This is a genomic window from Streptomyces sp. NPDC048671, from assembly GCF_055587045.1.
Window position 1 is genome coordinate 1 of record NZ_JBVJHB010000033.1, and the last position, 19,135, is coordinate 19,135.

The window sequence follows — 19,135 nt, forward strand, 5'->3', positions numbered from 1 at the left end:
ACGCTTCCTTTGTACTCACACCAGAACATTTTCTGGGGCTTTCCTCCGGGCGCTTCCCTTCGGTCTTGCGTTTCCGACTCTATCAGACTCTTTCGCGTCCGATTCCCGGTCGAAGCGGGATTGCTTTCGAGGAATTCGCTTTCGCGCTTTCCCTTTCGGCGTGTTCACTACTTTAGCGGATTCCCCCGGTGACTCATAATCGAGTCAATGGTTTGGATTTCAGCATGCCGAAATCCACACCCTCTGGGGTGAGTCGTAGGTAGTGGTTGGCCGCTTCGAGTTGCCCGGCATCAGGTCCGATGGACCAAACCGTTGGCTGTACCCGTGTCAAGCGGCTCGGACTACATTAGGTGCCCCGCATGGGCGAGTCAAGTTGACCTGCGACGTGGTGCGTGCGCCCGGTACGGACTCACCGTGGGGTCGCCCTCCACCCAGAAGCGCCACGGATGGGTGGCTCCGTCCCCGCCCACTCCGGTGCGGGGGCCGTTGCGTACCTGGTCGCGGGGTGGCGGGGTGCCGCGCAGGACGGAGAGGACGGCGCCCGGGTGGGCGATGGCGTCGGTGCCGTTGAGCGCGCGGTCGATGTCGAGAGCCGTCGCGAGCCGGGCCGGCCCTTTGGCCAGTTCTCGGTCATTGCGGGCCGAGACTCGACGTTTACGGGTGAGATCGGCGCCCGTAAGGATGTCGCCGGCCCTGAGCAGTACACCGCTCGCCATGCCCTCCGGGCCGCACACCAGGTTGAGGCAGTGCCACATGCCGTAGGTGAAGTAGACGTACGCGTGGCCGGGCGGCCCGTACATCACGCTGTTGCGCGGGGTCTGGCCGCGGAAGGCGTGCGAGCCGGGGTCGATCTCCCCCGCGTACGCCTCCACCTCGGTGAGGCGCAGCTCGATAGGGCCGTCAGGCGTACTGCGGATCAGCGTCCGGCCCAGTAGATCCGGTGCCACGTCCAGCACGGGGCGGTCGAAGAACTCCCGCGTCAGCGGCGTACGGTCCTGGTCCTCGATCATGAAGTCCGAGGCTACCGGGAACCGACTACGTTCATGGCGCGTATGTAGGGGTCAGGACCTAGGAGGAGAAGACATGGGCTTCAAGCGGCTGCTCGCGAGCATGGGTGCCGGCGGTGCCTCGGTGGAGACGGAGCTGACCGAGCTCAACGTCGTACCGGGTGGGGTCGTCCAGGGCGAGGTGCGGGTCCAGGGCGGATCGGTGGACCAGCGGATCGAGGGGCTCTCCGTCGGGATGCAGGCCCGGGTCGAGGTCGAGGGCCAGGAGCAGGAGACCAAGCAGGACATCGAGTTCACCAGGCTTCGGCTCGGCGGCGCGTTCGAGGTGCGGGCGGGTGCGGTGCACGTCGTGCCGTTCGGGCTCGAGATCCCCTGGGAGACGCCGATCACCATGTTCGCGGGACAGCATCTGCACGGGATGAACATCGGGGTGACCACGGAGCTGGAGATCGCACGGGCGCTGGACTCCGGGGACCTGGACCCCGTCAATGTGCACCCGCTGCCGGCGCAGCAGGCGATCCTGGACGCCTTCGGGCAGCTGGGCTTCGGCTTCCGCAGCGCCGACATGGAGCGCGGTCACATTCGCGGTACGCGGCAGCGGCTGCCCTTCTACCAGGAGATCGAGTTCTTCCCGCCGTCGCAGTACCGCGGGCTGAACCAGGTCGAGCTGACGTTCGTCGCGGACGACCGCGAGATGGACGTCGTACTGGAGATGGACAAGAAGCCGGGTCTCTTCAGTGAGGGCAGCGATTCGTACCGCGCGTTCAAGGTGGGTCTCAACGACTTCCAGGGGACCGACTGGGCGGCGTACCTGAACCAGTGGCTCGCCCAGGTCGGCGGTCAGCGCAACTGGCTCTAGACAGCCCTTAGGGTCGGTGGGAGATCTGCTGACACCGGAACCGCCAACAGGAGAGGTGCTGACGTGACCGAGCCGAAGAGGGCGCCGTTGCCGCACGACTTCCATCCCGAGGTCCCCTCGTTCACCGTGGTGAGCGAGGACCTCGCGCCGGGGGCCGTGCTTGCGGACGCACAGGTGCAGGCGGCGGGGAACACCTCGCCGCAGCTGCGGTGGGAGGGGTTCCCCGCGGGGACGAAGAGTTTCGCGGTGACGTGCTTCGACCCGGACGCTCCCACCGGCAGCGGGTTCTGGCACTGGGTGCTCTTCGACATCCCGGTGTCGGTCACGGAGCTGCCGGCGGGTGCGGGCGGCGGGAGGTTCGAGGGGCTGCCCCCGGGCGCCGTGCACGTGCGCAACGACTACGGGTCGAAGGACTTCGGCGGCGCCGCGCCGCCGCCCGGCGAGAACCACCGGTACGTGTTCACCGTGTACGCGGTGGACAGCGAGAAGCTCGGGCCGGACAGCGATGTGTCACCCGCGGTGGTCGGTTTCAATCTGCGGTTCCACACGCTGGGCCGTGCCCAGCTGATCGGTGAGTACGCGGAGCCCGTCGAAAGCACGACAAGTCGATAGTTCCACCCTGTTTGCCCTGCCCTGGTCCTGGAGAGATCAGGGCAGGGCGTTTTTTATTGCGTTGTCCATCACGGCCTGCCCGGCCAGAGTTGATCCGGGCCTGCCAGGTGGCGGGCGGCACACGGGAGGTGGGCGGGATGCGGGACACGCTGGTGCTGAATGCGAGCTTCGAGCCGCTGTCGACGGTGACGCTGAATCGTGCGGTGGTGCTGATTCTGCAGGACAAGGCCGTCGTCGAGCAGTCGCATCCCGGCCTCCGTATGCGTGGTGCCGCCGTGGACATTCCGGTGCCGCGGGTGATCAGGCTCTGCCGGTACGTACGGGTGCCGTTCCGAAGACAGGCACCGTGGTCCAGAAGGGGGGTGCTGATACGGGACCAGCACCGGTGCGCGTACTGCGGGCGGCGGGCGAGCACCGTCGACCACGTGGTGCCGCGTGCCCAGGGGGGTCAGGACACCTGGCTCAACACGGTGGCCTCCTGCGCCGAGGACAACCACCGCAAGGCGGCCCGTACGCCGGAGCAGGCGGGGATGCCGCTGTTGCGGCAGCCGTTCGTACCGTCTCCGGCGGATGCGATGCTGCTGGCGCTGGGGGCCGGTGACCGGTCGGCGCTGCCGGAGTGGCTGGACCGGTCCGCGGCGTAGCAGCCCTACGCCCGGTGCGGTAGCCGAGGCCCGTCTCCGTGCGGAGTCGGGCTTCCGGATATCAGCGGAGCAGCAGTTGGACGATGGCGGCCGTGCCGACCGTGACGATGAGGGCGCGCAGAATGGCGGGGCTCAGCCGGCGGCCGACCTTGGCGCCGATCTGGCCGCCGAGTGCGGAGCCGATCGCGATCAGTACGACGGCGGTCCAGTTGAAGTCCGCGACGAAGAGGAAGAAGAGCGCGGCGATGCTGTTGACGACGGCGGCCAGGACGTTCTTCACGGCGTTGAGGCGCTGCATGGTGTCGTCGAGCAGCATGCCCATCAGGGAGAGGTAGATGATCCCCTGGGCTGCGGTGAAGTAGCCGCCGTAGACGCTGGCGAGCATCAGGCCGATGAAGAGCAGCGGGCCGCCGTCGGGGCGGGCCGGGATGCCGGTGTGTTCGCGTCGGCGCTGGACGGCTTTGCTGATGCGCGGTTGCAGGATGACCAGGACGAGGGCCATCGCCACCAGGATCGGCACGATGGTCTCGAAGGCCGTGGAGGGCAGCGCCAGCAGCAGGGTGGCGCCGGTCAGTCCGCCGACGAGCGCGCCGACGGCGAGCTTGAGAACGCGCGGGCGCTGCCCTGCGAGCTCCTTGCGGTAGCCGATCGCACCGCTGATGGAGCCGGGGATCAGGCCGAGCGCGTTGGAGACGGTGGCGGTGACCGGTGGCAGACCGGTGGCGAGCAGGACCGGGAAGGTGATCAGCGTTCCCGAGCCGACGATCGTGTTGATCGTGCCCGCGCTGATGCCCGCGACGAAGACGGCGAGCATCTCCCACATGGTCATCCCGAACCCCCCGTGCCTGATCGGTGCTTGGTGCATTGATCATGCACGAGGGGATGTGCGGGTCAGTCGATCGGGGGGTCCTCGCGACGTTCCTTGTTGCCGGCGTTGTTGCCGGTGTTGTTGCCAGTGTTGTTGCCGGCGTTGAAGCCGGGCATGCCGGTGCCGAGGTTTCCGAAGGCGCCGCTGAGGCCCTTGAGGGCGTCGCCGATCTCGCTGGGCACGATCCAGAGCTTGTTGGCGTCGCCCTCGGCGATCTTCGGCAGCATCTGGAGGTACTGGTACGAGAGGAGCTTCTGGTCCGGGTCGCCGGCGTGGATGGACTCGAAGACCGTACGGATCGCCTGGGCCTCGCCCTCCGCGCGCAGGGCGGCGGCCTTGGACTCACCCTCCGCTCGCAGGATCGCGGACTGCTTCTCGCCCTCGGCGGTGAGGATCGCGGACTGGCGCGTTCCTTCGGCCTGGAGGATCGCGGCGCGCTTGTCGCGGTCGGCGCGCATCTGCTTCTCCATCGAGTCCTGGATGGAGGTGGGCGGCTCGATCGCCTTCAGCTCGACGCGGTTGACGCGGATGCCCCACTTGCCGGTGGCCTCGTCGAGGACTCCGCGCAGGGCGGCGTTGATCTCCTCGCGGGAGGTCAGGGTCCGCTCCAGGTCCATGCCGCCGATGATGTTGCGGAGCGTGGTGACGGTGAGCTGCTCGATGGCCTGGATGTAGCTGGCCACTTCGTACGTCGCGGCCCTGGCATCGGTCACCTGGTAGTAGATGACCGTGTCGATGTTGACGACCAGGTTGTCCTGGGTGATCACCGGCTGCGGCGGGAAGGGCACGACCTGTTCACGGAGGTCGATCCGGTTCCGGATCGAGTCGATGAACGGAACGACGATGTTCAGGCCCGCGTTGAGGGTGCGGGTGTACCGGCCGAAACGTTCCACGATGGCGGCGCTGGCCTGTGGGATGACCTGGATCGTCTTGATCAGAGCGATGAAGACGAGCACCACCAGAATGATCAGGACGATGATGATCGGTTGCATCGTTTCCTCGTGCCCTTCGGTTGCCGACGGATCGCGATGATCGAGGTCGAGATCGAGATCGTATGAGGGTCCGTGCGTCAGGTCGGTTGTCCTGCCGGTCCGGTTCTCATGATGATCGACTTCGAGTCTGACAGAACGGGCTCTGCCGTGTGGGCTGTTCGGTCACATGACGACGGCCGTGGCACCGTCGATCTCGACGACATCGACCTGTTGGCCCGGTTCGTAACTCAGTTCCGCGTCGAGGGCGCGCGCCGACCAGATCTCCCCGGCCAGCTTGATCCGCCCGCCGTCGCCGGTGACCCGTTCCAGGACGACGGCCTGACGGCCTCTCAGCGCGTCGATGCCGGTGGCCAGATGGGGCCGGACCGAGCGATGCCGGTTGGCGATCGGCCGGACCACGGCGATCAACGCCACCGACACGAAGACGAAGACCAGGACCTGGGCCACGATTCCGCCGCCGAGCGCCGCGACCACCGCCGCGGCAATCGCTCCGACGGCGAACATGCCGAACTCGGGCATCGCGGTCAGGACGAGCGGGATGCCCAGCCCCACCGCGCCGATCAGCCACCACACCCATGCGTCGATGATGTCCACCCGGCCATCGTATGGCCGCAGGCACCTCCGCCGACAGGGCGCAGGCGGGCAGGCCCTTAGCCGAGCGGCAGTCCGCGGGCGGTGTAGCGGTCGCCCTGGTGCTCGACGACGAGCGGCAGACCGAAGCAGAGGGAGAGGTTGCGGGAGCTGAGCTCGGTCTCCATGGGGCCCGCGGCGAGCAACTTGCCCTGGCGGATCATCAGGACGTGGGTGAAGCCGGGGGCGATCTCCTCGACATGGTGGGTGACCATGATCATGGAGGGCGCGTACGGGTCGCGTGCCAGCCGGCCCAGGCGGCGGACCAGGTCCTCGCGTCCGCCGAGGTCGAGACCGGCGGCGGGCTCGTCGAGGAGCAGCAGTTCGGGGTCGGTCATCATCGCGCGGGCGATCAGGGTGCGCTTGCGCTCGCCCTCGGAGAGGGTGCCGAACTTCCGTTCCAGGTAGTCGGTCATGCCGAGCCGGTCGAGGAAGGCGCGGGCGCGGTCCTCGTCGACCTTGTCGTAGTTCTCGTTCCAGGTGGCGGTCATGCCGTAGGCGGCCGTGAGCACGGTCTGCAGGACCGTCTGGCGCTTGGGCAGCTTCTCCGCCATGGCGACGCCCGCGATCCCGATGCGGGGGCGCAGGTCGAAGACGTCGGTGCCGACGCCGCCGAGCCGCTCGCCGAGGACCGTGGCCGTGCCCTTGGTGGGGAAGAGGTAGCTGGAGGCGACGTTGAGGAGGGTGGTCTTTCCGGCGCCGTTGGGGCCGAGGATGACCCAGCGCTCCCCCTCCTTGACCGACCAGGAGACGTCTTCCACCAGAGCGCGTCCGTCGCGGACCACGGATACGTCCACCAGCTCCAGTACATCGCTCATGAGCGCGTTGTCTCCCCATGCAGTTTCGTGATCGTCGCGTGCCTGTGGGCACAGCTCCCGGATAAAACCTACGCCACTGCACAAGCGCTTCCGGCGCTGGGCCCGTCGTCGCAGGGTCGGCGCGGGTCCCCCGCCCGCCCGGAGGCCGGGTCCGGCAGGGTGACGACAGGGGCCGGGTCCGTTCCCTAGGCTGTCGTCATGCTTTCGGAACCACGCTCAGGGCTACTGGCCGCTTGGGGCAACGCGCTGCTGGCCGGACTCGTCTCACCGGACGACGCGGCGCTCGCCATTGTCGGGGAGGACGCGGTGCACCGCGTCGAGGGGCTGCCGGGCGAGGCGGGGCCGGTCGGTCTCACGCTCGCGCTGGGGCGGCTGCGGGGGCTCGGGGTGACCGGTTTCCGGGTCGCGCTGCCGGTCCCGGGGCATCCGCTGGGGCTCAGCGGTCCCGCGGAGTTCAATGCCAGGGCGCTGGAGGCCGAGGAGGCCGTGGTGACCTACGGCGCGCCGTTCGGGCTGGTGCCCGATGTGCGCGAGTCGGGGCCGGCCGGGGATCTCCACGTCGCCGTGGCGTGGCACTGCCTGGCGGTGCGGGAGGCGCCGCCGGCCGATGTGCCGTCGCTGGGCGAGGCGGAGCGGGAGCTCGCCGAGGCGTTGCGGGATGCGACGGCGGCGCTGTCGCGGCTCGACGTGGCCGGGTCCGGGCCGGTGGCCGAGGCGGCGCTGGACGCGTACCGGGCGCGGGCGGAGCGGGCGCGCGAGGTGCTCGCTCCGGGGTACCCGCCACGGGCGGTGCGGGTGCTGGAGCTGGCGCAGCGGGTGGGGCTGCTGGTCGCGGTGGCGTACGAGAACGGGCACGGCGGGGCGGTGAGCGCGTCGGAGATGGCGGCGCGGGGGGAGGCGCTGCGGCCGGTGGAGCGGGTGGCCCGGCGGGCGCAGGTCGCCGCGTACAACGCGTATGTGGAGGAGCGGGCGCGGTAGGGGCGGGGCGGGGGCGCGGTGTGCGGCCGGGGGCGCGGCCGGGGCGCGTTGTCCTCAAGCGCCGGACGGGCTGAAAAGATGCCCTCAATCGCCGGGCGGGCTTGATATGCCGGGCAGGCTTATGGATGCGGGCACGACCGATGTGGCGGGCTTGATGTGCCGGGCAGGCTTGATGGGGCGGGCTTGATGGGGCGGGCTTGATGGGGCGGGCTTGATGGGGCGGGCGGCCCTATGAATGTGGGCACGACCGATGTGGCGGGCTTATGTGCCGGGCGGGCCTCGGTGAGGGCCGCCCGGCGGTGTCGCAGAGGTGCGCGTGGCGTCAGCCGTTCAGGCCGAAGTTGCCGAAGGCCGGGTTGAGCAGGCCGATCACGTTGACGGTGTTGCCGACCACGTTCACCGGCACGTGGACCGGGACCTGGGCGACGTTGCCGCTGGCCACGCCCGGGGAGTGGGCCGCGACACCACTGGCGCCCGCGCCGCTGTGACCGGTGGCGGAGGCCGCGCCGGCACCGGCGGCGATGAGGCCACCGGCGATCATGGTGACGGCAGCGGCCTTCTTCAGGTTCTTCACTTCAGGATCCTCCTAGCGTCGCTGCGGCCAGCCGCCGCAGCACGCCATGGAGAACGCCCCGCCGCCGGGGAGGATGCGGCGTTCGAAATACGTACACCCGACAGTATGAATCTCAGCCTGCCGCCCCGTGCCGGACCGCCCAGAGCGCCGCCTGGGTGCGGTCCGACAGGTCCAGCTTCATCAGAATGTTCGAGACGTGTGTCTTGACGGTCTTCTCGGAGAGGACCAGCGCCCGCGCGATCTCCCGGTTGGAACGGCCGTCGGCGATCAGGCCCAGCACTTCCCGCTCCCGTTCCGTGAGGGTGCTCCCCCGGCCCGTACCGCTGGACGGGTCGTCCTGGGCTAGCAGCGCTCCCGCCACCTCCGGCTGGAGCAGGACATGGCCCGCGTGCACCGAGCGGATGGCTCCCGCCAGCGCGTCGGGGTCGACGTCCTTGTACACATAGCCCGAGGCGCCGGCGCGCAGGGCGGGAACGACGGTGCGCTGTTCGGTGAAGCTGGTGACGATCAGCACCTTGGCCGGGTTGTCCAGCTCCCGGAGCCTGCGCAGCGCCTCTATACCGTCGGTGCCCGGCATCTTGATGTCCATCAGCACCACGTCGGGGCGCAGCTCCTCGGTCCTGGCCACCCCTTCGGCTCCGTCGGAGGCCTCTCCGACGACCTCTATGTCGTCCTGGATCTCCAGGAACGTCCGCAGACCGCGGCGGACCACCTGGTGGTCGTCGACCAGCAGCACCCTGATGATCCTGTCAGCCACCGGGTACCTCCATCTCGATCGTGGTGCCCTTGCCGGGCGCCGATTCAACGGTGAGTTGCCCGCCGACACCGCTCGCGCGGTCCCGCATCGAGACCAGGCCCAGGTGCCGCCCCGCCTGACGGGTGGCCGCCGGCTCGAAGCCGTGGCCGTCGTCGGTGATCCGCAGCACCGTGCCGCTGCCGCGGCGGACGAGGCTGACGTCCACGTGAGCGGCCCCCGAGTGACGCAGGGCGTTGTGCAGGGCCTCCTGGGAGACCCTGAGCAGCGCCTCCTCCTGTGCGGCGGGCAGCGCCCGTACGCCCAGGCTCTCGAAGGTGACCCCGGCGGTGTGCGCGCGGTCCAGGACCTGGACGTGGGTGCGGAGGGTGGCGATCAGGCCGTCCTCGTCGAGCGCGGCGGGGCGCAGTTCGACGACGGCTGCCCGCAGCTCGTCCACCGCCTCCGCCGCCAGGGCGGCGACCTGCTGGAGCTCGCCCTTGGCCCGTGCCGGATCGCGGTCGACCAGGGTGGCGGCGGCCTGGGCGGTGAGCCGCAGGGAGAACAGTTTCTGGCTGACCGCGTCGTGCAGCTCGTGGGCGAGGCGGGAGCGCTCCTCGGCGATGGTGAGCTCGCGGCTGCGCTCGTACAGCCGGGCGTTGGTGAGGGCGATCGCCGCGTGCTGGGCGAGGATCGCCAGCAGCTCCTCGTCCTCGGCGGTGAATCCGCAGCTGCCCTCGGGCTTCGGGCAGCGCTTGTTGGCGAGGAAGAGGGCGCCGATGGTCTCGTCGCCGTCCCTGATGGGCAGGCCGAGGAAGTCGGACATGTCGGGGTGGGCGGCGGGCCAGCCCTCGAAGCGCGGGTCCTTGCGGACGTCGGCCAGGCGCTCGGGCTTCGCCTCGTGCAGCATCGCGGCGAGGATGCCGTGCTGTCGGGGAAGCGGGCCGATGGCCTTCCACTGTTCGTCGCTGACGCCGTCGACGACGAACTGCGCGAAGCCGCCGTGGTCGTCGGGGACCCCGAGCGCCGCGTACTCGGCGTCGAGCAGCTCGCGGGCCGAGGCGACGATCGTCTTCAGGACGTCCCGCATTTCCAGGTGCCGGCTCATGGCGAGCAGTGCGGCACTCACCGCCGCAAGGCCGCCCGCCGGTGGGCGATGGGTCATGGCCTCACCGTACCGGCGGGCCCCCGGCCCCGTATCGGCCTGTGGACGGCCACCGATTAGGGCGCGGGGACTAGGTCCATGTGCCCTCCGGGCAGCTCCGGGCAGCTCCGGGCCGCTTCAAGCCCCTCAAGGAACCGGAACGTCACACTCCGCATTGCTGACGCAACGGTTGGTGAGATTGATACCCGCCCGATGTGAGGCCGCACATAGGACCTGCGTCACTTACGAAGCCACCTAGTGGACAAATAAGGGCGATACGGGCAGATGCGGGCGGGTCTGAGCGCGGGCCGCCCCGTTCGAGCGCGACCCCGGCCCACTACCTGGCTTCGTACGTCACACCTTTGCCACACCATTTTGCGGTCGCTAAGAATTGCAATCGTCCCCGACGGAGAAGCGAAGTCGCCTCCCGTCTTCGTCCTCCGTGAGGACCCCCCGCGATTCGAAGAGGTACCTGCATGTCCGCGTCCAGCATTACCGGCCGTCTCCGTCGTCTGAACAAGACCCAGAAGCTCTCCGTGGCGGGTATCTCCGCCGTCGCCGCCGCTGCGCTCTCGTTGTCGCTGGTGCCCGGTAATGCCGAGGCCGAGACCGAGTCGCAGGCCGTCTCCGGCGCCCCCGTCGTCTTCGCGTCCGCCGCCGGCGCCCCGCAGGCCAAGACCATCCAGGCCAGCGTCATCGAGCAGCACTCCACCGCCGAGCAGCTGATCAAGGCCGCCGACACCGCGAAGGCCAAGAAGGCCAAGACCGCCTCGAAGGCGAAGGCCAAGAAGGCGAAGGCCAAGGCGGAGAAGGCCGCGGGCAAGCGCGGCAAGCAGTCGGCCAGCCGTTCCGAGTCCCGTACCCCGGTCTTCTCGAACAACCTGGACGGCTGGATCAAGGAATCCCTGTCGATCATGAAGGCCAAGGGCATCCCGGGCACGTACGACGGCCTGCACCGCAACATCATCCGCGAGTCCAGCGGCAACCCGAAGGCCATCAACGACTGGGACGTCAACGCGGTCAACGGTGTCCCGTCGAAGGGGCTGCTCCAGATCATCAAGCCGACCTTCGACGCGTACCACGTCGGCGGCACCCCCCACGACCAGTACGACCCGATCGCCAACATCACCGCGTCGGCCAACTACGCCGCCGACAAGTACGGCTCGATCGACAACGTCAACAGCGCGTACTGAGTCCACTCCGGTCACCGCTGCGCAAAAGCCGAAGGGCGGCACCCCGTGCGGGGGTGCCGCCCTTCGGCGTCGTACGGTGCGCAGCCGCGAGGCGGCAGGCTACTTGCGCATCACCTCGGGCTCGTGGCGGCGCAGCAGTCGCGCGACCGCGAACCCGCAGACGACACCGAGGAACAGCAGCACCGCGATGTTGACCCCCCACTGGCCGGCCGTGTGCTCCCACAGCGGGTCCAGGTCCGTGGGGTTGTTCTGGTCCCACGGCGGCATGAGGTGGGCGAGGTCGAGTGTCGAGCCCGCGGCCGCGATGGCCCAGCGGGACGGCATCAGCCAGGCGAACTGTTCCAGGCCCAGCGATCCGTAGACCTGGAAGAGGATGCCGGTGAAGACGACCTGGACGATCGCGAACATGACCAGCAGCGGCATGGTCTTCTCGGAGGTCTTCACCAGCGAGGAGATCACCAGGCCGAACATCATCGAGGTGAAGCCGAGCGCGATGATCGTCACGCAGAGCTCGACGGCCGGCGGCATGATCAGGCCCTCCGCCGGGAGATCGCGGGTGGCGAAGCCGATACCGCAGATGATGACGCCCTGGACGGCCGTGATCAGGCCGAGAACGATCACCTTGGACATCAGATAGGCGGAGCGGGAGAGGCCGGTGGCCCGTTCCCTTTCGTAGATCACCCGTTCCTTGATCAGTTCTCGTACGGAGTTGGCCGCACCGGAGAAGGTCATGCCGATCACCAGGATCAGCATGATCGTTCCGGCGTCGCTGTTGAACCGGGACGGCGCCTTGGGCGGTCCCAGGCCGAAGTCGGACGGAATGACCACGCTGACGACACCGAGTACCGCGGGCAGGATCACCATCAGGCCCATGAAGCCCTTGTCGGACGCGATCACCGACAGGTAGCGGCGCATCAGGGTCCACAGCTGCGTACCCCAGCCCTGCGGCTTCGGCGGACGCATCTGCTGCGGCGGCGGCATGTTCACGGACTGCGCGGCGACGGAGTCGATGTCCGCGGCGTACATCTGGTAGTGCTGCGAACCGCGCCAGCGGCCCGCCCAGTCGTAGTCGCGGTAGTTCTCGAACGCGGAGAAGACGTCGGCCCAGGTGGTGTAGCCGAAGAAGTTGAGCGCTTCCTCCGGCGGACCGAAGTAGGCGACGGCACCGCCGGGCGCCATCACCAGGAGCTTGTCGCAGATGGCCAGCTCGGCGACCGAGTGCGTGACGACGAGGACCGTACGGCCGTCGTCGGCCAGACCGCGCAGCAGCTGCATGACATCGCGGTCCATGCCCGGGTCGAGGCCGGATGTCGGCTCGTCCAGGAAGATCAGCGAGGGCTTGGTGAGCAGCTCCAGGGCCACCGAGACGCGCTTGCGCTGGCCGCCGGAGAGCGAGGTGACCTTCTTGTCCTTGTGGATGTCGAGCTTGAGCTCGGCGAGGACCTCCAGGATCCGGGACTGGCGCTCGGCCTCGGTGGTGTCCGCGGGGAAGCGGAGCTTGGCCGCGTACCTGAGGGCCTTGGTGACCGTGAGTTCCTTGTGCAGGATGTCGTCCTGCGGAACCAGTCCGATGCGCTGGCGCAGCTCGGCGAACTGCTTGTAGAGGTTCCGGTTGTCGTAGAGGACCTCGCCCTGGTTGGCGGGCCGGTAGCCGGTGAGCGCCTTGAGCAGGGTGGACTTTCCGGATCCTGACGGGCCGATGACGCCGATCAGCGACTTCTCCGGGACGCCGAACGAGACGTCCTTGAGGATCTGCTTGCCGCCGTCGACCGTCACCGTGAGGTGGCGGGCGGCGAAGGAGACCTCGCCCGTGTCGACGAATTCCTCGAGCCGGTCGCCGACCAGGCGGAACGTCGAGTGACCGACGCCGACGATGTCGTTCGCGCCGATGAGCGCGGAGCCGGACTTCGAGAGCGGCTGGCCGTTGACGTACGTGCCGTTGTGGGATCCGAGGTCACGGATCTCGAAGCGGCCGTCGGGCGCCGCGTGGAACTCCGCGTGGTTGCGCGAGACCTGGAGGTCGGAGACGACCAGCTCGTTCTCCAGCGCACGGCCGATGCGCATCACCCGGCCGAGAGCCACCTGGTGGAAGGTGGTCGGACTGCGGTCGCCGTAGACCGGTGACGCCCCCGCCGCGCCGCCGGCCCCGCCACTCCCGGGGGTTTTCGCCATGCCCTGCTGCGGGACATGGGGCTGCTGCTGTACCTGGGGGGCCTGCTGCCAGGCCTGCGGCGGCCCGCCCGGAACCTGCTGCGGGCCCGCGTTCTGCTGCTGGCCCGGCCAGCCGGGTCCCCCCTGCTGCGGTTGCGGCTGCTGCGGCGGAGCCTGCTGCGGCTGCTGGGCGGGGGCCTGGGCCCCCGCGGCGCCCTGCCCGCTGTACACATCGGCGCCGGCCGCGGCACCGCTGAGGCTCAGCCGGGGCCCGTCGGTGGCATTGCCCAGGTTCAAGACGGAGCCGGGCCCGATCTCCAGCTGCTGGATTCGCTGACCGTGCACATACGTGCCGTTGGTGCTGCCGTGGTCCTCGATGAACCAGCCCTGGCCACTCCAGCTGATCGTGGCGTGCCGCCAGGACACCCTGGCGTCGTCGATCGTCATGTCACCCTGCGGATCACGTCCGAGGGTGTACGACCTGGACGGATCGAGCGTCCAGGTCCTTCCATTCAATTCCAGTACGAGTTCCGGCACTCCGCGCCCCACTAGTTGTCCCCCGATTACCCCCGTCGCAGGGAGTCTAGGGATGCTGAACATCCTGGCGAACTATTCCAGGAGCAGTCCCCGATACGAAAGCCGGGCGGGGGTCTGACGCCGCCGAGACCTGCACTGTTACGGCATTGACGCCAACGAAACGGTCACCTACCGCCATAACTGGCCATGAACGATTGCGGATCGTGCTGAATCATGGTGTTGGGGGGTATCGGGGCGGGCTGTCCGGCACTCGGGACAGGCCGTCGGTCGCGCGTCGTGGACCGATACGGTGGGAACACCATGAGCGCATCTCAGCCACCTCAGTCCTCGCCGTCTCCTGAGTCCCCTGAGTCACGTCAGGGCATCGACGCACCGACCCTTCTCGTGAAGATCTTCGGGAAGGACCGTCCCGGCATCACCGCCGGGCTGTTCGACACCCTCGCCGCCTACTCGGTCGATGTCGTCGACATCGAGCAGGTCGTCACCCGTGGCCGCATCGTCCTGTGCGCGCTGGTCACCGCCCCTGTCGCGGGCGGAACCACCGCGGGTGACCTGCGGGCCACCGTGCACAGCTGGGCCGATTCGCTGAAGCTGCAGGCCGAGATCATCTCCGGCACGGGCGACAACCGCCCCCGTGGCGACGGCCGCTCCCATGTGACGGTGCTCGGGCACCCGCTGACCGCGGAGTCGACCGCCGCCATAGCGGCCAGGATCACCTCGACCGGCGGGAACATCGACCGGATCTTCCGGCTCGCGAAGTATCCGGTCACCGCCGTCGAGTTCGCGGTGTCCGGCACCGGGACCGAGGAGCTGCGGACCGCGCTGGCCACCGAGTCCGCCGAGATCGGCGTAGACGTGGCCGTGGTCTCGGCCGGGCTGAGCCGCCGCGCGCAGCGGCTCGTCGTGATGGACGTCGACTCGACGCTCATCCAGGACGAGGTCATCGAGCTCTTCGCGGCCCATGCCGGCTGCGAGGCCGAGGTCGCCGCCGTCACCGAGCAGGCGATGCGCGGCGAACTCGACTTCGAGCAGTCGCTGCACGCACGGGTGGCGCTGCTGGCGGGCCTCGACGTGTCCGTGGTGGAGAAGGTGCGCGCCGAGGTACGGCTGACGCCGGGCGCCCGCACCCTGATCCGTACACTGAAGCGGCTCGGCTACCAAGTGGGCGTCGTCTCCGGCGGGTTCACCCAGGTGACGGACGATCTCAAGGAGCGGCTGGGGCTCGACTTCGCCTCTGCCAACACTCTGGAGATCGTCGGCGGAAAGCTCACCGGCCGGGTGACCGGGGACATCGTCGACCGGGCCGGCAAGGCCCGGCTGCTGCGCAGCTTCGCCGCGGAGGCGGGGGTGCCGCTGGCGCAGACCGTGGCGATCGGTGACGGGGCGAACGACCTGGACATGCTGAACACCGCGGGACTCGGCGTCGCCTTCAACGCCAAGCCGGTCGTCCGCAGGGCCGCGCACACGGCGGTGAACGTGCCGTTCCTGGACACCGTGCTCTATCTGCTGGGCATCACGCGCGAGGAGGTCGAGGCCGCCGACGGTCTCGTCGAGTAGGGAGCCGCCCGGAGCGGGGGCCGGCGTCGAGGGCCGCGGGCCGTCACCGGGTTCCGGAAGCACGGAGGGCCCCGGCGCGCAAGCCGAAGCGTGCGCGCCGGGGCCCTCTTCATGAGCCGGTGGAATCATGAACCGGTGGCCGGTGGTCATGAGCCGGTGGGGCAGGTCGTGATGAGCCGGCCAGGGGCCGGTCGTCTCGTCAGTCGTTCGGAGTCCAGTACTCGGCGAGCTTGCCGACGCCGTGCTCCACGCCCTTCCAGGTACCGGGGAACTCGACCACGGCGAACGCCGCGGTCGGGAAGCCGCCGCGGGTCATCCTGGCCAGGGCGTCGCCCTCCGCCCCGTCCGAGAGGGCGTCGGCGAGCGCGTGCATACCCGGGTTGTGGCCGATCACCAGAAGGTTGCGGACCTCGTCGGGGGTCTCGTTGACCAGGGCGATCAGCTCGCCGAGCGAGGCCTCGTACAGCCGCTCCTCGTACACGGTCCTGGGGCGCTCCGGCATCTCGTGCACGGCCAGCTTCCATGTCTCGCGCGTCCTGGCGGCGGTGGAACAGAGGGCCAGATCGAAGACGATCCCGGAATCGACGAGTTTGCGGCCTGCCACGGGGGCGTCCTTGCGGCCGCGTTCCGCGAGCGGCCGCTCATGGTCGGAGTCCTGTGACCATTCCGCCTTCGCGTGCCTGAGAAGGACGATCCTGCGAGGTGTATCGACGCTCATACACCTCAGCTTCGCACGAAATGTGCCACCTGGCTCAGGGTGTTGGAGGGCTGTCCCGCCACGGGCCACGGCCGTCAGCGGCGCAGCAGGCCCACGATTCGCTCAAGCAACTGGCCCATCGCCGGATCGTCCGTGGCCGCGTGCGCCTGCCCCGGTCCGACGATCAGCAGCAGAAGCGCGCCGAAGGCGACGGCGGGCAGCGCCACGGCCCACCACGGCAGCCGGATCTCGATACCGCCCGCATCCGGGCGGGTGGACCGGGGGTGTGTACGGGCCGACATGTCCGCCTCCGTGGGTCATCGGGTCTGATACCTGAAACCTACGGATCCGGCGGGGTCCGGCCCATCCGGTGACCCACCCACTTCACCCTGACCCTGGCCCCCTAGGGGATGGTGGGGCTATCCCCACCATCGTCCCCGGTGAGCCCGGACGGTTACGGGGAGGCGAGGGTGGCGATGACGGCGATGACGATCGAGATCAGCACCATCGCCCCGAGGACGAGCAGGAGCTTCTTCTGGCCGTTCTGGGGATTCGGGTCGAGCACAGGAGACATGGGCCCAGTCTCGCATCTCAGCATTCGTCCTCGATCGTCCGGGCCCGGCCGGCCAGGATGCCCGCCGCCATCTGCGGCACCATCAGGGCGGCCATCAGCGCGATCGGCAGCCCCCAGCCGCCGCTGTGCTGGTAGAGCACGCCGACGAGGAGAGGTCCGGGGATCGAGATCAGATAGCCGGTGGACTGGGCGAACGCGGACAGCCGGACCACTCCGGCGCCGCTGCGCGAGCGCATGCCGATCATCGTGAGGGCGAGCGGGAAGGCGCAGTTCGAGATGCCCAGGAGCAGCGCCCAGACCCAGGCCCCGCCGGACGGGGCGAGGTAGAGGCCCGCGTAGCCGATGAGGCCGCAGGCGCCGAGGAAGACGACGATCGCGCCCTGGTTCCGCATCCGGGCGGCGACCCGGGGGATGACGAAGGCGAGCGGGACGCCCATCGCCATGGTGACGGCGAGCAGGACGCCCGCGGTGCCGGCCGAGACCCCGGCGTCCCGGAAGATCTGCGGCATCCACCCCATGGTGATGTAGGCGGCGGTGGCCTGGAGGCCGAAGAAGCAGGCCAGGGCCCAGGCGGTACGGCTGCGGGTGATCCTGAGCTCCGGGGCCCGCGCCTGGTGGGCGGAGGGCTGTCCGGGGGCGCCGCTCCGGTCCCGTGCCAGCGGGATCCAGGGCAGGATCGCGGCGGCGGCGAGCACGGCCCAGATGCCGAGGCCGGCCTTCCAACTGCCGCCCATCGCCTGGGTCATGGGGACGGTCACGGCGGCGGCCAGCGAGGTGCCGAGGGCCAGGGCCATGGAGTAGAGGCCGGTCATGGAGCCGACCCGGTCCGGGAACCAGCGCTTGACGATCACCGGCATCAGGACGTTGCTCACGGCGATGCCCATCAGGGCGAGCGCGCTCGCGGCGAGGAAGCCGGCCGTGCCGCCGATGAGGGGCCTGATCACCAGCCCCGCGGTGATGGCGACCATGCCGGCGCAGACGACCGCGCCGGGGCCGAAGCGGCGGGCCAGCCGTGGCGCCATGATGCCGAAGACCGCGAAGCAGAGGGGCGGTACGGAGGTGAGGACCCCCGCGACGCTGCCGCTCATGTGCAGCCCGTCGCGCACCTCTTCGAGGAGTGCGCCGAGGCTGGTGATGGCCGGGCGGAGGTTGAGTGCGGCGAGGACGAGCCCGACGACGACCAGGCGGAGCAGCCACGGCGCGGGGCCGGCCGGCGCGACGGGGGCGCCGGTGGAGGGGGTCGCCGGGGTGGCGGGACTCAGCGTCCCGGTCGGGGTCTGGGGAGGGGTTTCGTCGTCACGCATGGGGCCATCATAGAATCATGGGATGATTACTTGTCCAATTCTCTGAGAGCATGCGAACGGCGGGACGGCCCCCGCCTCCGGACACCCGAGCAAGGAGCACCATGGCGCTGACGTCCCCGCGGCGTTCGGCACTCGCCGACCAGGTGATTGCCCAGCTGAGGAACCAGATCACTTCGGGCGAGTGGCCCGTGGGCTCGCGCATCCCCACCGAACCCGAGCTGGTCGAGCAGCTGGGGGTGGCCCGTAACACCGTCCGCGAGGCGGTGCGCGCGCTCGCGCACAACGGTCTGCTCGACATCCGGCAGGGCTCGGGCACCTATGTGGTCGCCACCAGCGAGCTGGCCGGGGTGATGCACCGCCGGTTCGCCACCGCCGACCCGCGCCATGTCGCCGAGCTGCGCTCGACGCTGGAGTCGTCGGCGGCACGCCTGGCCGCCGCCCGTCGTACCGACCGGGACCTGAAGCAGTTGGACGCGCTCATGCGGCGCCGGGAGGAGACCTGGGCCGCGGGGGACGCCGAGGCCTTCGTGGCGGCGGACGCGACGCTGCATCTGGCCGTGGTGGCCGCCTCCCACAACGACGTGCTGACCGGGCTCTACGCCGACCTGGGTGATCTTCTGCGGGACTACCTCCGCGTCGACGTCGGTCATGAGCTGCGGCCGGAGGACCACATGGACCACGGGCGGCTGGTCGAGGCGATCCGCGCCGGTGACGCGGAGACGGCTGCGGCCGAGGCCGCGAGCCACGCGCTCGACTGTCTGGTGGACCGGGTGTAGGGGCCTCTCGTCCGCCGGATCATGCTGGGCTCGCCGGATCACGCTGGGCTCGCCGGATCATGCTGGGCTCGCGGGGTCTCAGGAGGCCGCGCGGGTCTCGTTCCCATGGGTGACCCACACGGAGGCGACCTCTTTCCAGCAGCGGTCGTCCAGCCGTACGGTCCGCCCCGGGCCGACGTCGACCGGCCTGGAGTCCGCGTCGATGTCCCACCAGCGGGCGCACTTGGTGTGCAGCTGGACGCGGTCGGCGGACGGGTACGGGTTGTGGCAGTAGGCGATGACCCTGGATCCCTGGACCGACGTACGGCATTCGGCGCCGGAGGGTTCGGGGTCCGGCGCGGGCGGGGGGGGGGGGGGGGGGGGCCCCCCCCCCCCCCCCCCCCCCCCCCCCCCCCCCGACGCGGCACCGGACCGGGCGGTGCCGTCACCGGCTGACGGCGGTCAGCGCCTGGAGCGCCTGATCGAGCACCTGCAGAAAGCGGTTGGT

The 19,135-nt window shown here is 69.6% G+C and carries 20 protein-coding genes and 1 pseudogene; 7 read left to right on the forward strand and 14 right to left on the reverse strand.

Features of this window, described 5'->3' with window-relative positions:
• Positions 1 to 368 precede the first annotated feature (368 nt).
• Complete coding sequence (locus ACZ6S6_RS37350; RefSeq protein ID WP_362967409.1) at positions 369 to 1,010, reverse strand: DNA-3-methyladenine glycosylase; 642 nt, start codon at positions 1,008 to 1,010, stop codon at positions 369 to 371.
• 73 nt (positions 1,011 to 1,083) lie between these two features.
• On the opposite strand from ACZ6S6_RS37350, the gene ACZ6S6_RS37355 reads away from it, so the two are divergent.
• The 3 genes from ACZ6S6_RS37355 (at position 1,084) to ACZ6S6_RS37365 (ending at position 3,122) form a co-directional block, all read left to right on the forward strand.
• Entirely contained in the window at positions 1,084 to 1,866 is a 783-nt protein-coding gene (locus ACZ6S6_RS37355; RefSeq protein WP_362967407.1) for a sporulation protein, read from the forward strand.
• Between the two features lie 63 nt (positions 1,867 to 1,929).
• Positions 1,930 to 2,478, forward strand: coding sequence for a YbhB/YbcL family Raf kinase inhibitor-like protein (locus ACZ6S6_RS37360; RefSeq protein WP_469709480.1), 549 nt, complete (start codon positions 1,930 to 1,932; stop codon positions 2,476 to 2,478).
• 137 nt (positions 2,479 to 2,615) lie between these two features.
• Complete coding sequence (locus tag ACZ6S6_RS37365) at positions 2,616 to 3,122, forward strand: HNH endonuclease (protein WP_362967403.1); 507 nt, start codon at positions 2,616 to 2,618, stop codon at positions 3,120 to 3,122.
• A gap of 61 nt (positions 3,123 to 3,183) precedes the next feature.
• Here ACZ6S6_RS37365 and ACZ6S6_RS37370 read toward each other — a convergent pair whose 3' ends face one another.
• The 4 genes from ACZ6S6_RS37370 to ACZ6S6_RS37385 all read right to left on the reverse strand — a co-directional run bounded on the left by ACZ6S6_RS37370 (position 3,184) and on the right by ACZ6S6_RS37385 (position 6,430).
• Positions 3,184 to 3,951, reverse strand: a complete 768-nt coding sequence (locus ACZ6S6_RS37370) for a sulfite exporter TauE/SafE family protein (protein WP_362967401.1) — start codon at positions 3,949 to 3,951, stop codon at positions 3,184 to 3,186.
• A gap of 62 nt (positions 3,952 to 4,013) precedes the next feature.
• Positions 4,014 to 4,982 carry an SPFH domain-containing protein gene (locus ACZ6S6_RS37375; protein WP_362967399.1) on the reverse strand — a complete coding sequence of 323 codons (969 nt, stop codon included), beginning with the start codon at positions 4,980 to 4,982 and terminating at the stop codon, positions 4,014 to 4,016.
• 162 nt (positions 4,983 to 5,144) lie between these two features.
• Positions 5,145 to 5,576 (reverse strand): NfeD family protein, encoded by a 432-nt coding sequence (locus tag ACZ6S6_RS37380; protein ID WP_362967397.1) that lies wholly within the window; start codon positions 5,574 to 5,576, stop codon positions 5,145 to 5,147.
• 56 nt (positions 5,577 to 5,632) lie between these two features.
• Positions 5,633 to 6,430 (reverse strand): ABC transporter ATP-binding protein, encoded by a 798-nt coding sequence (locus tag ACZ6S6_RS37385; RefSeq protein WP_362967395.1) that lies wholly within the window; start codon positions 6,428 to 6,430, stop codon positions 5,633 to 5,635.
• A gap of 198 nt (positions 6,431 to 6,628) precedes the next feature.
• Here ACZ6S6_RS37385 and ACZ6S6_RS37390 point away from each other — a divergent pair, with 198 nt between their 5' ends.
• On the forward strand, positions 6,629 to 7,408 hold the full coding sequence (locus ACZ6S6_RS37390; RefSeq protein WP_362967393.1) for a hypothetical protein: 780 nt from the start codon (positions 6,629 to 6,631) through the stop codon (positions 7,406 to 7,408).
• A 322-nt stretch (positions 7,409 to 7,730) separates the two neighbouring features.
• On the opposite strand, the gene ACZ6S6_RS37395 is transcribed toward ACZ6S6_RS37390, so the two are convergent.
• From ACZ6S6_RS37395 to ACZ6S6_RS37405, 3 genes are all read right to left on the reverse strand, one after another.
• A complete protein-coding gene (locus tag ACZ6S6_RS37395; protein ID WP_362967248.1) occupies positions 7,731 to 7,982 on the reverse strand; it encodes a chaplin in 252 nt (83 codons plus the stop codon).
• A 112-nt stretch (positions 7,983 to 8,094) separates the two neighbouring features.
• Positions 8,095 to 8,739 (reverse strand): response regulator transcription factor, encoded by a 645-nt coding sequence (locus ACZ6S6_RS37400; protein WP_362967250.1) that lies wholly within the window; start codon positions 8,737 to 8,739, stop codon positions 8,095 to 8,097.
• The gene (locus ACZ6S6_RS37405) at positions 8,732 to 9,880 is read right to left on the reverse strand and encodes a GAF domain-containing sensor histidine kinase (protein ID WP_469709485.1); all 1,149 of its coding nucleotides are present in this window, start codon (positions 9,878 to 9,880) and stop codon (positions 8,732 to 8,734) included. The genes ACZ6S6_RS37400 and ACZ6S6_RS37405 overlap by 8 nt, the downstream gene beginning before the upstream one ends.
• Positions 9,881 to 10,335: 455 nt before the next feature.
• Here ACZ6S6_RS37405 and ACZ6S6_RS37410 point away from each other — a divergent pair, with 455 nt between their 5' ends.
• Positions 10,336 to 11,052 carry a transglycosylase SLT domain-containing protein gene (locus ACZ6S6_RS37410; RefSeq protein ID WP_362967254.1) on the forward strand — a complete coding sequence of 239 codons (717 nt, stop codon included), beginning with the start codon at positions 10,336 to 10,338 and terminating at the stop codon, positions 11,050 to 11,052.
• 99 nt (positions 11,053 to 11,151) lie between these two features.
• Here ACZ6S6_RS37410 and ACZ6S6_RS37415 read toward each other — a convergent pair whose 3' ends face one another.
• Entirely contained in the window at positions 11,152 to 13,752 is a 2,601-nt protein-coding gene (locus ACZ6S6_RS37415; RefSeq protein ID WP_469709487.1) for an ABC transporter ATP-binding protein/permease, read from the reverse strand.
• Between the two features lie 288 nt (positions 13,753 to 14,040).
• On the opposite strand from ACZ6S6_RS37415, the gene serB reads away from it, so the two are divergent.
• The gene (gene serB / locus ACZ6S6_RS37420) at positions 14,041 to 15,297 is read left to right on the forward strand and encodes a phosphoserine phosphatase SerB (RefSeq protein ID WP_362967258.1); all 1,257 of its coding nucleotides are present in this window, start codon (positions 14,041 to 14,043) and stop codon (positions 15,295 to 15,297) included.
• A 199-nt stretch (positions 15,298 to 15,496) separates the two neighbouring features.
• On the opposite strand, the gene ACZ6S6_RS37425 is transcribed toward serB, so the two are convergent.
• The 4 genes from ACZ6S6_RS37425 to ACZ6S6_RS37440 form a co-directional block, all read right to left on the reverse strand.
• Positions 15,497 to 16,015 (reverse strand): SixA phosphatase family protein, encoded by a 519-nt coding sequence (locus ACZ6S6_RS37425; RefSeq protein ID WP_362967260.1) that lies wholly within the window; start codon positions 16,013 to 16,015, stop codon positions 15,497 to 15,499.
• A gap of 74 nt (positions 16,016 to 16,089) precedes the next feature.
• On the reverse strand, positions 16,090 to 16,296 hold the full coding sequence (locus tag ACZ6S6_RS37430; protein ID WP_362967262.1) for a hypothetical protein: 207 nt from the start codon (positions 16,294 to 16,296) through the stop codon (positions 16,090 to 16,092).
• Positions 16,297 to 16,448: 152 nt separating this feature from the next.
• A complete protein-coding gene (locus ACZ6S6_RS37435; protein ID WP_362967264.1) occupies positions 16,449 to 16,592 on the reverse strand; it encodes an SGM_5486 family transporter-associated protein in 144 nt (47 codons plus the stop codon).
• Positions 16,586 to 17,872 (reverse strand): CynX/NimT family MFS transporter, encoded by a 1,287-nt coding sequence (locus tag ACZ6S6_RS37440; protein ID WP_469709488.1) that lies wholly within the window; start codon positions 17,870 to 17,872, stop codon positions 16,586 to 16,588. Before ACZ6S6_RS37440 ends, ACZ6S6_RS37435 begins: the two co-directional genes overlap by 7 nt.
• Before the next feature lie 101 nt (positions 17,873 to 17,973).
• Here ACZ6S6_RS37440 and ACZ6S6_RS37445 point away from each other — a divergent pair, with 101 nt between their 5' ends.
• On the forward strand, positions 17,974 to 18,648 hold the full coding sequence (locus tag ACZ6S6_RS37445; RefSeq protein ID WP_362967268.1) for a FadR/GntR family transcriptional regulator: 675 nt from the start codon (positions 17,974 to 17,976) through the stop codon (positions 18,646 to 18,648).
• Between the two features lie 78 nt (positions 18,649 to 18,726).
• Here the strand turns inward: ACZ6S6_RS37445 and ACZ6S6_RS37450 are convergent.
• Positions 18,727 to 18,984 (reverse strand): annotated as a pseudogene (locus ACZ6S6_RS37450) (hypothetical protein); the annotation flags it as partial.
• Positions 18,985 to 19,135: the final 151 nt, after the last annotated feature.

Coding starts and splice junctions, on each gene's coding strand:
- ACZ6S6_RS37350 (WP_362967409.1), bottom strand. CDS start 1,010: ATGATCGAGGACCAGGACCGTACGCCGCTGACGCGGGAGTTCTTCGAC.
- ACZ6S6_RS37355 (WP_362967407.1), top strand. CDS start 1,084: ATGGGCTTCAAGCGGCTGCTCGCGAGCATGGGTGCCGGCGGTGCCTCG.
- ACZ6S6_RS37365 (WP_362967403.1), top strand. CDS start 2,616: ATGCGGGACACGCTGGTGCTGAATGCGAGCTTCGAGCCGCTGTCGACG.
- ACZ6S6_RS37370 (WP_362967401.1), bottom strand. CDS start 3,951: ATGACCATGTGGGAGATGCTCGCCGTCTTCGTCGCGGGCATCAGCGCG.
- ACZ6S6_RS37375 (WP_362967399.1), bottom strand. CDS start 4,982: ATGCAACCGATCATCATCGTCCTGATCATTCTGGTGGTGCTCGTCTTC.
- ACZ6S6_RS37385 (WP_362967395.1), bottom strand. CDS start 6,430: ATGAGCGATGTACTGGAGCTGGTGGACGTATCCGTGGTCCGCGACGGA.
- ACZ6S6_RS37390 (WP_362967393.1), top strand. CDS start 6,629: ATGCTTTCGGAACCACGCTCAGGGCTACTGGCCGCTTGGGGCAACGCG.
- ACZ6S6_RS37405 (WP_469709485.1), bottom strand. CDS start 9,880: ATGACCCATCGCCCACCGGCGGGCGGCCTTGCGGCGGTGAGTGCCGCA.
- ACZ6S6_RS37410 (WP_362967254.1), top strand. CDS start 10,336: ATGTCCGCGTCCAGCATTACCGGCCGTCTCCGTCGTCTGAACAAGACC.
- serB (WP_362967258.1), top strand. CDS start 14,041: ATGAGCGCATCTCAGCCACCTCAGTCCTCGCCGTCTCCTGAGTCCCCT.
- ACZ6S6_RS37425 (WP_362967260.1), bottom strand. CDS start 16,015: ATGAGCGTCGATACACCTCGCAGGATCGTCCTTCTCAGGCACGCGAAG.
- ACZ6S6_RS37430 (WP_362967262.1), bottom strand. CDS start 16,296: ATGTCGGCCCGTACACACCCCCGGTCCACCCGCCCGGATGCGGGCGGT.
- ACZ6S6_RS37435 (WP_362967264.1), bottom strand. CDS start 16,592: ATGCTGAGATGCGAGACTGGGCCCATGTCTCCTGTGCTCGACCCGAAT.
- ACZ6S6_RS37440 (WP_469709488.1), bottom strand. CDS start 17,872: ATGCGTGACGACGAAACCCCTCCCCAGACCCCGACCGGGACGCTGAGT.
- ACZ6S6_RS37445 (WP_362967268.1), top strand. CDS start 17,974: ATGGCGCTGACGTCCCCGCGGCGTTCGGCACTCGCCGACCAGGTGATT.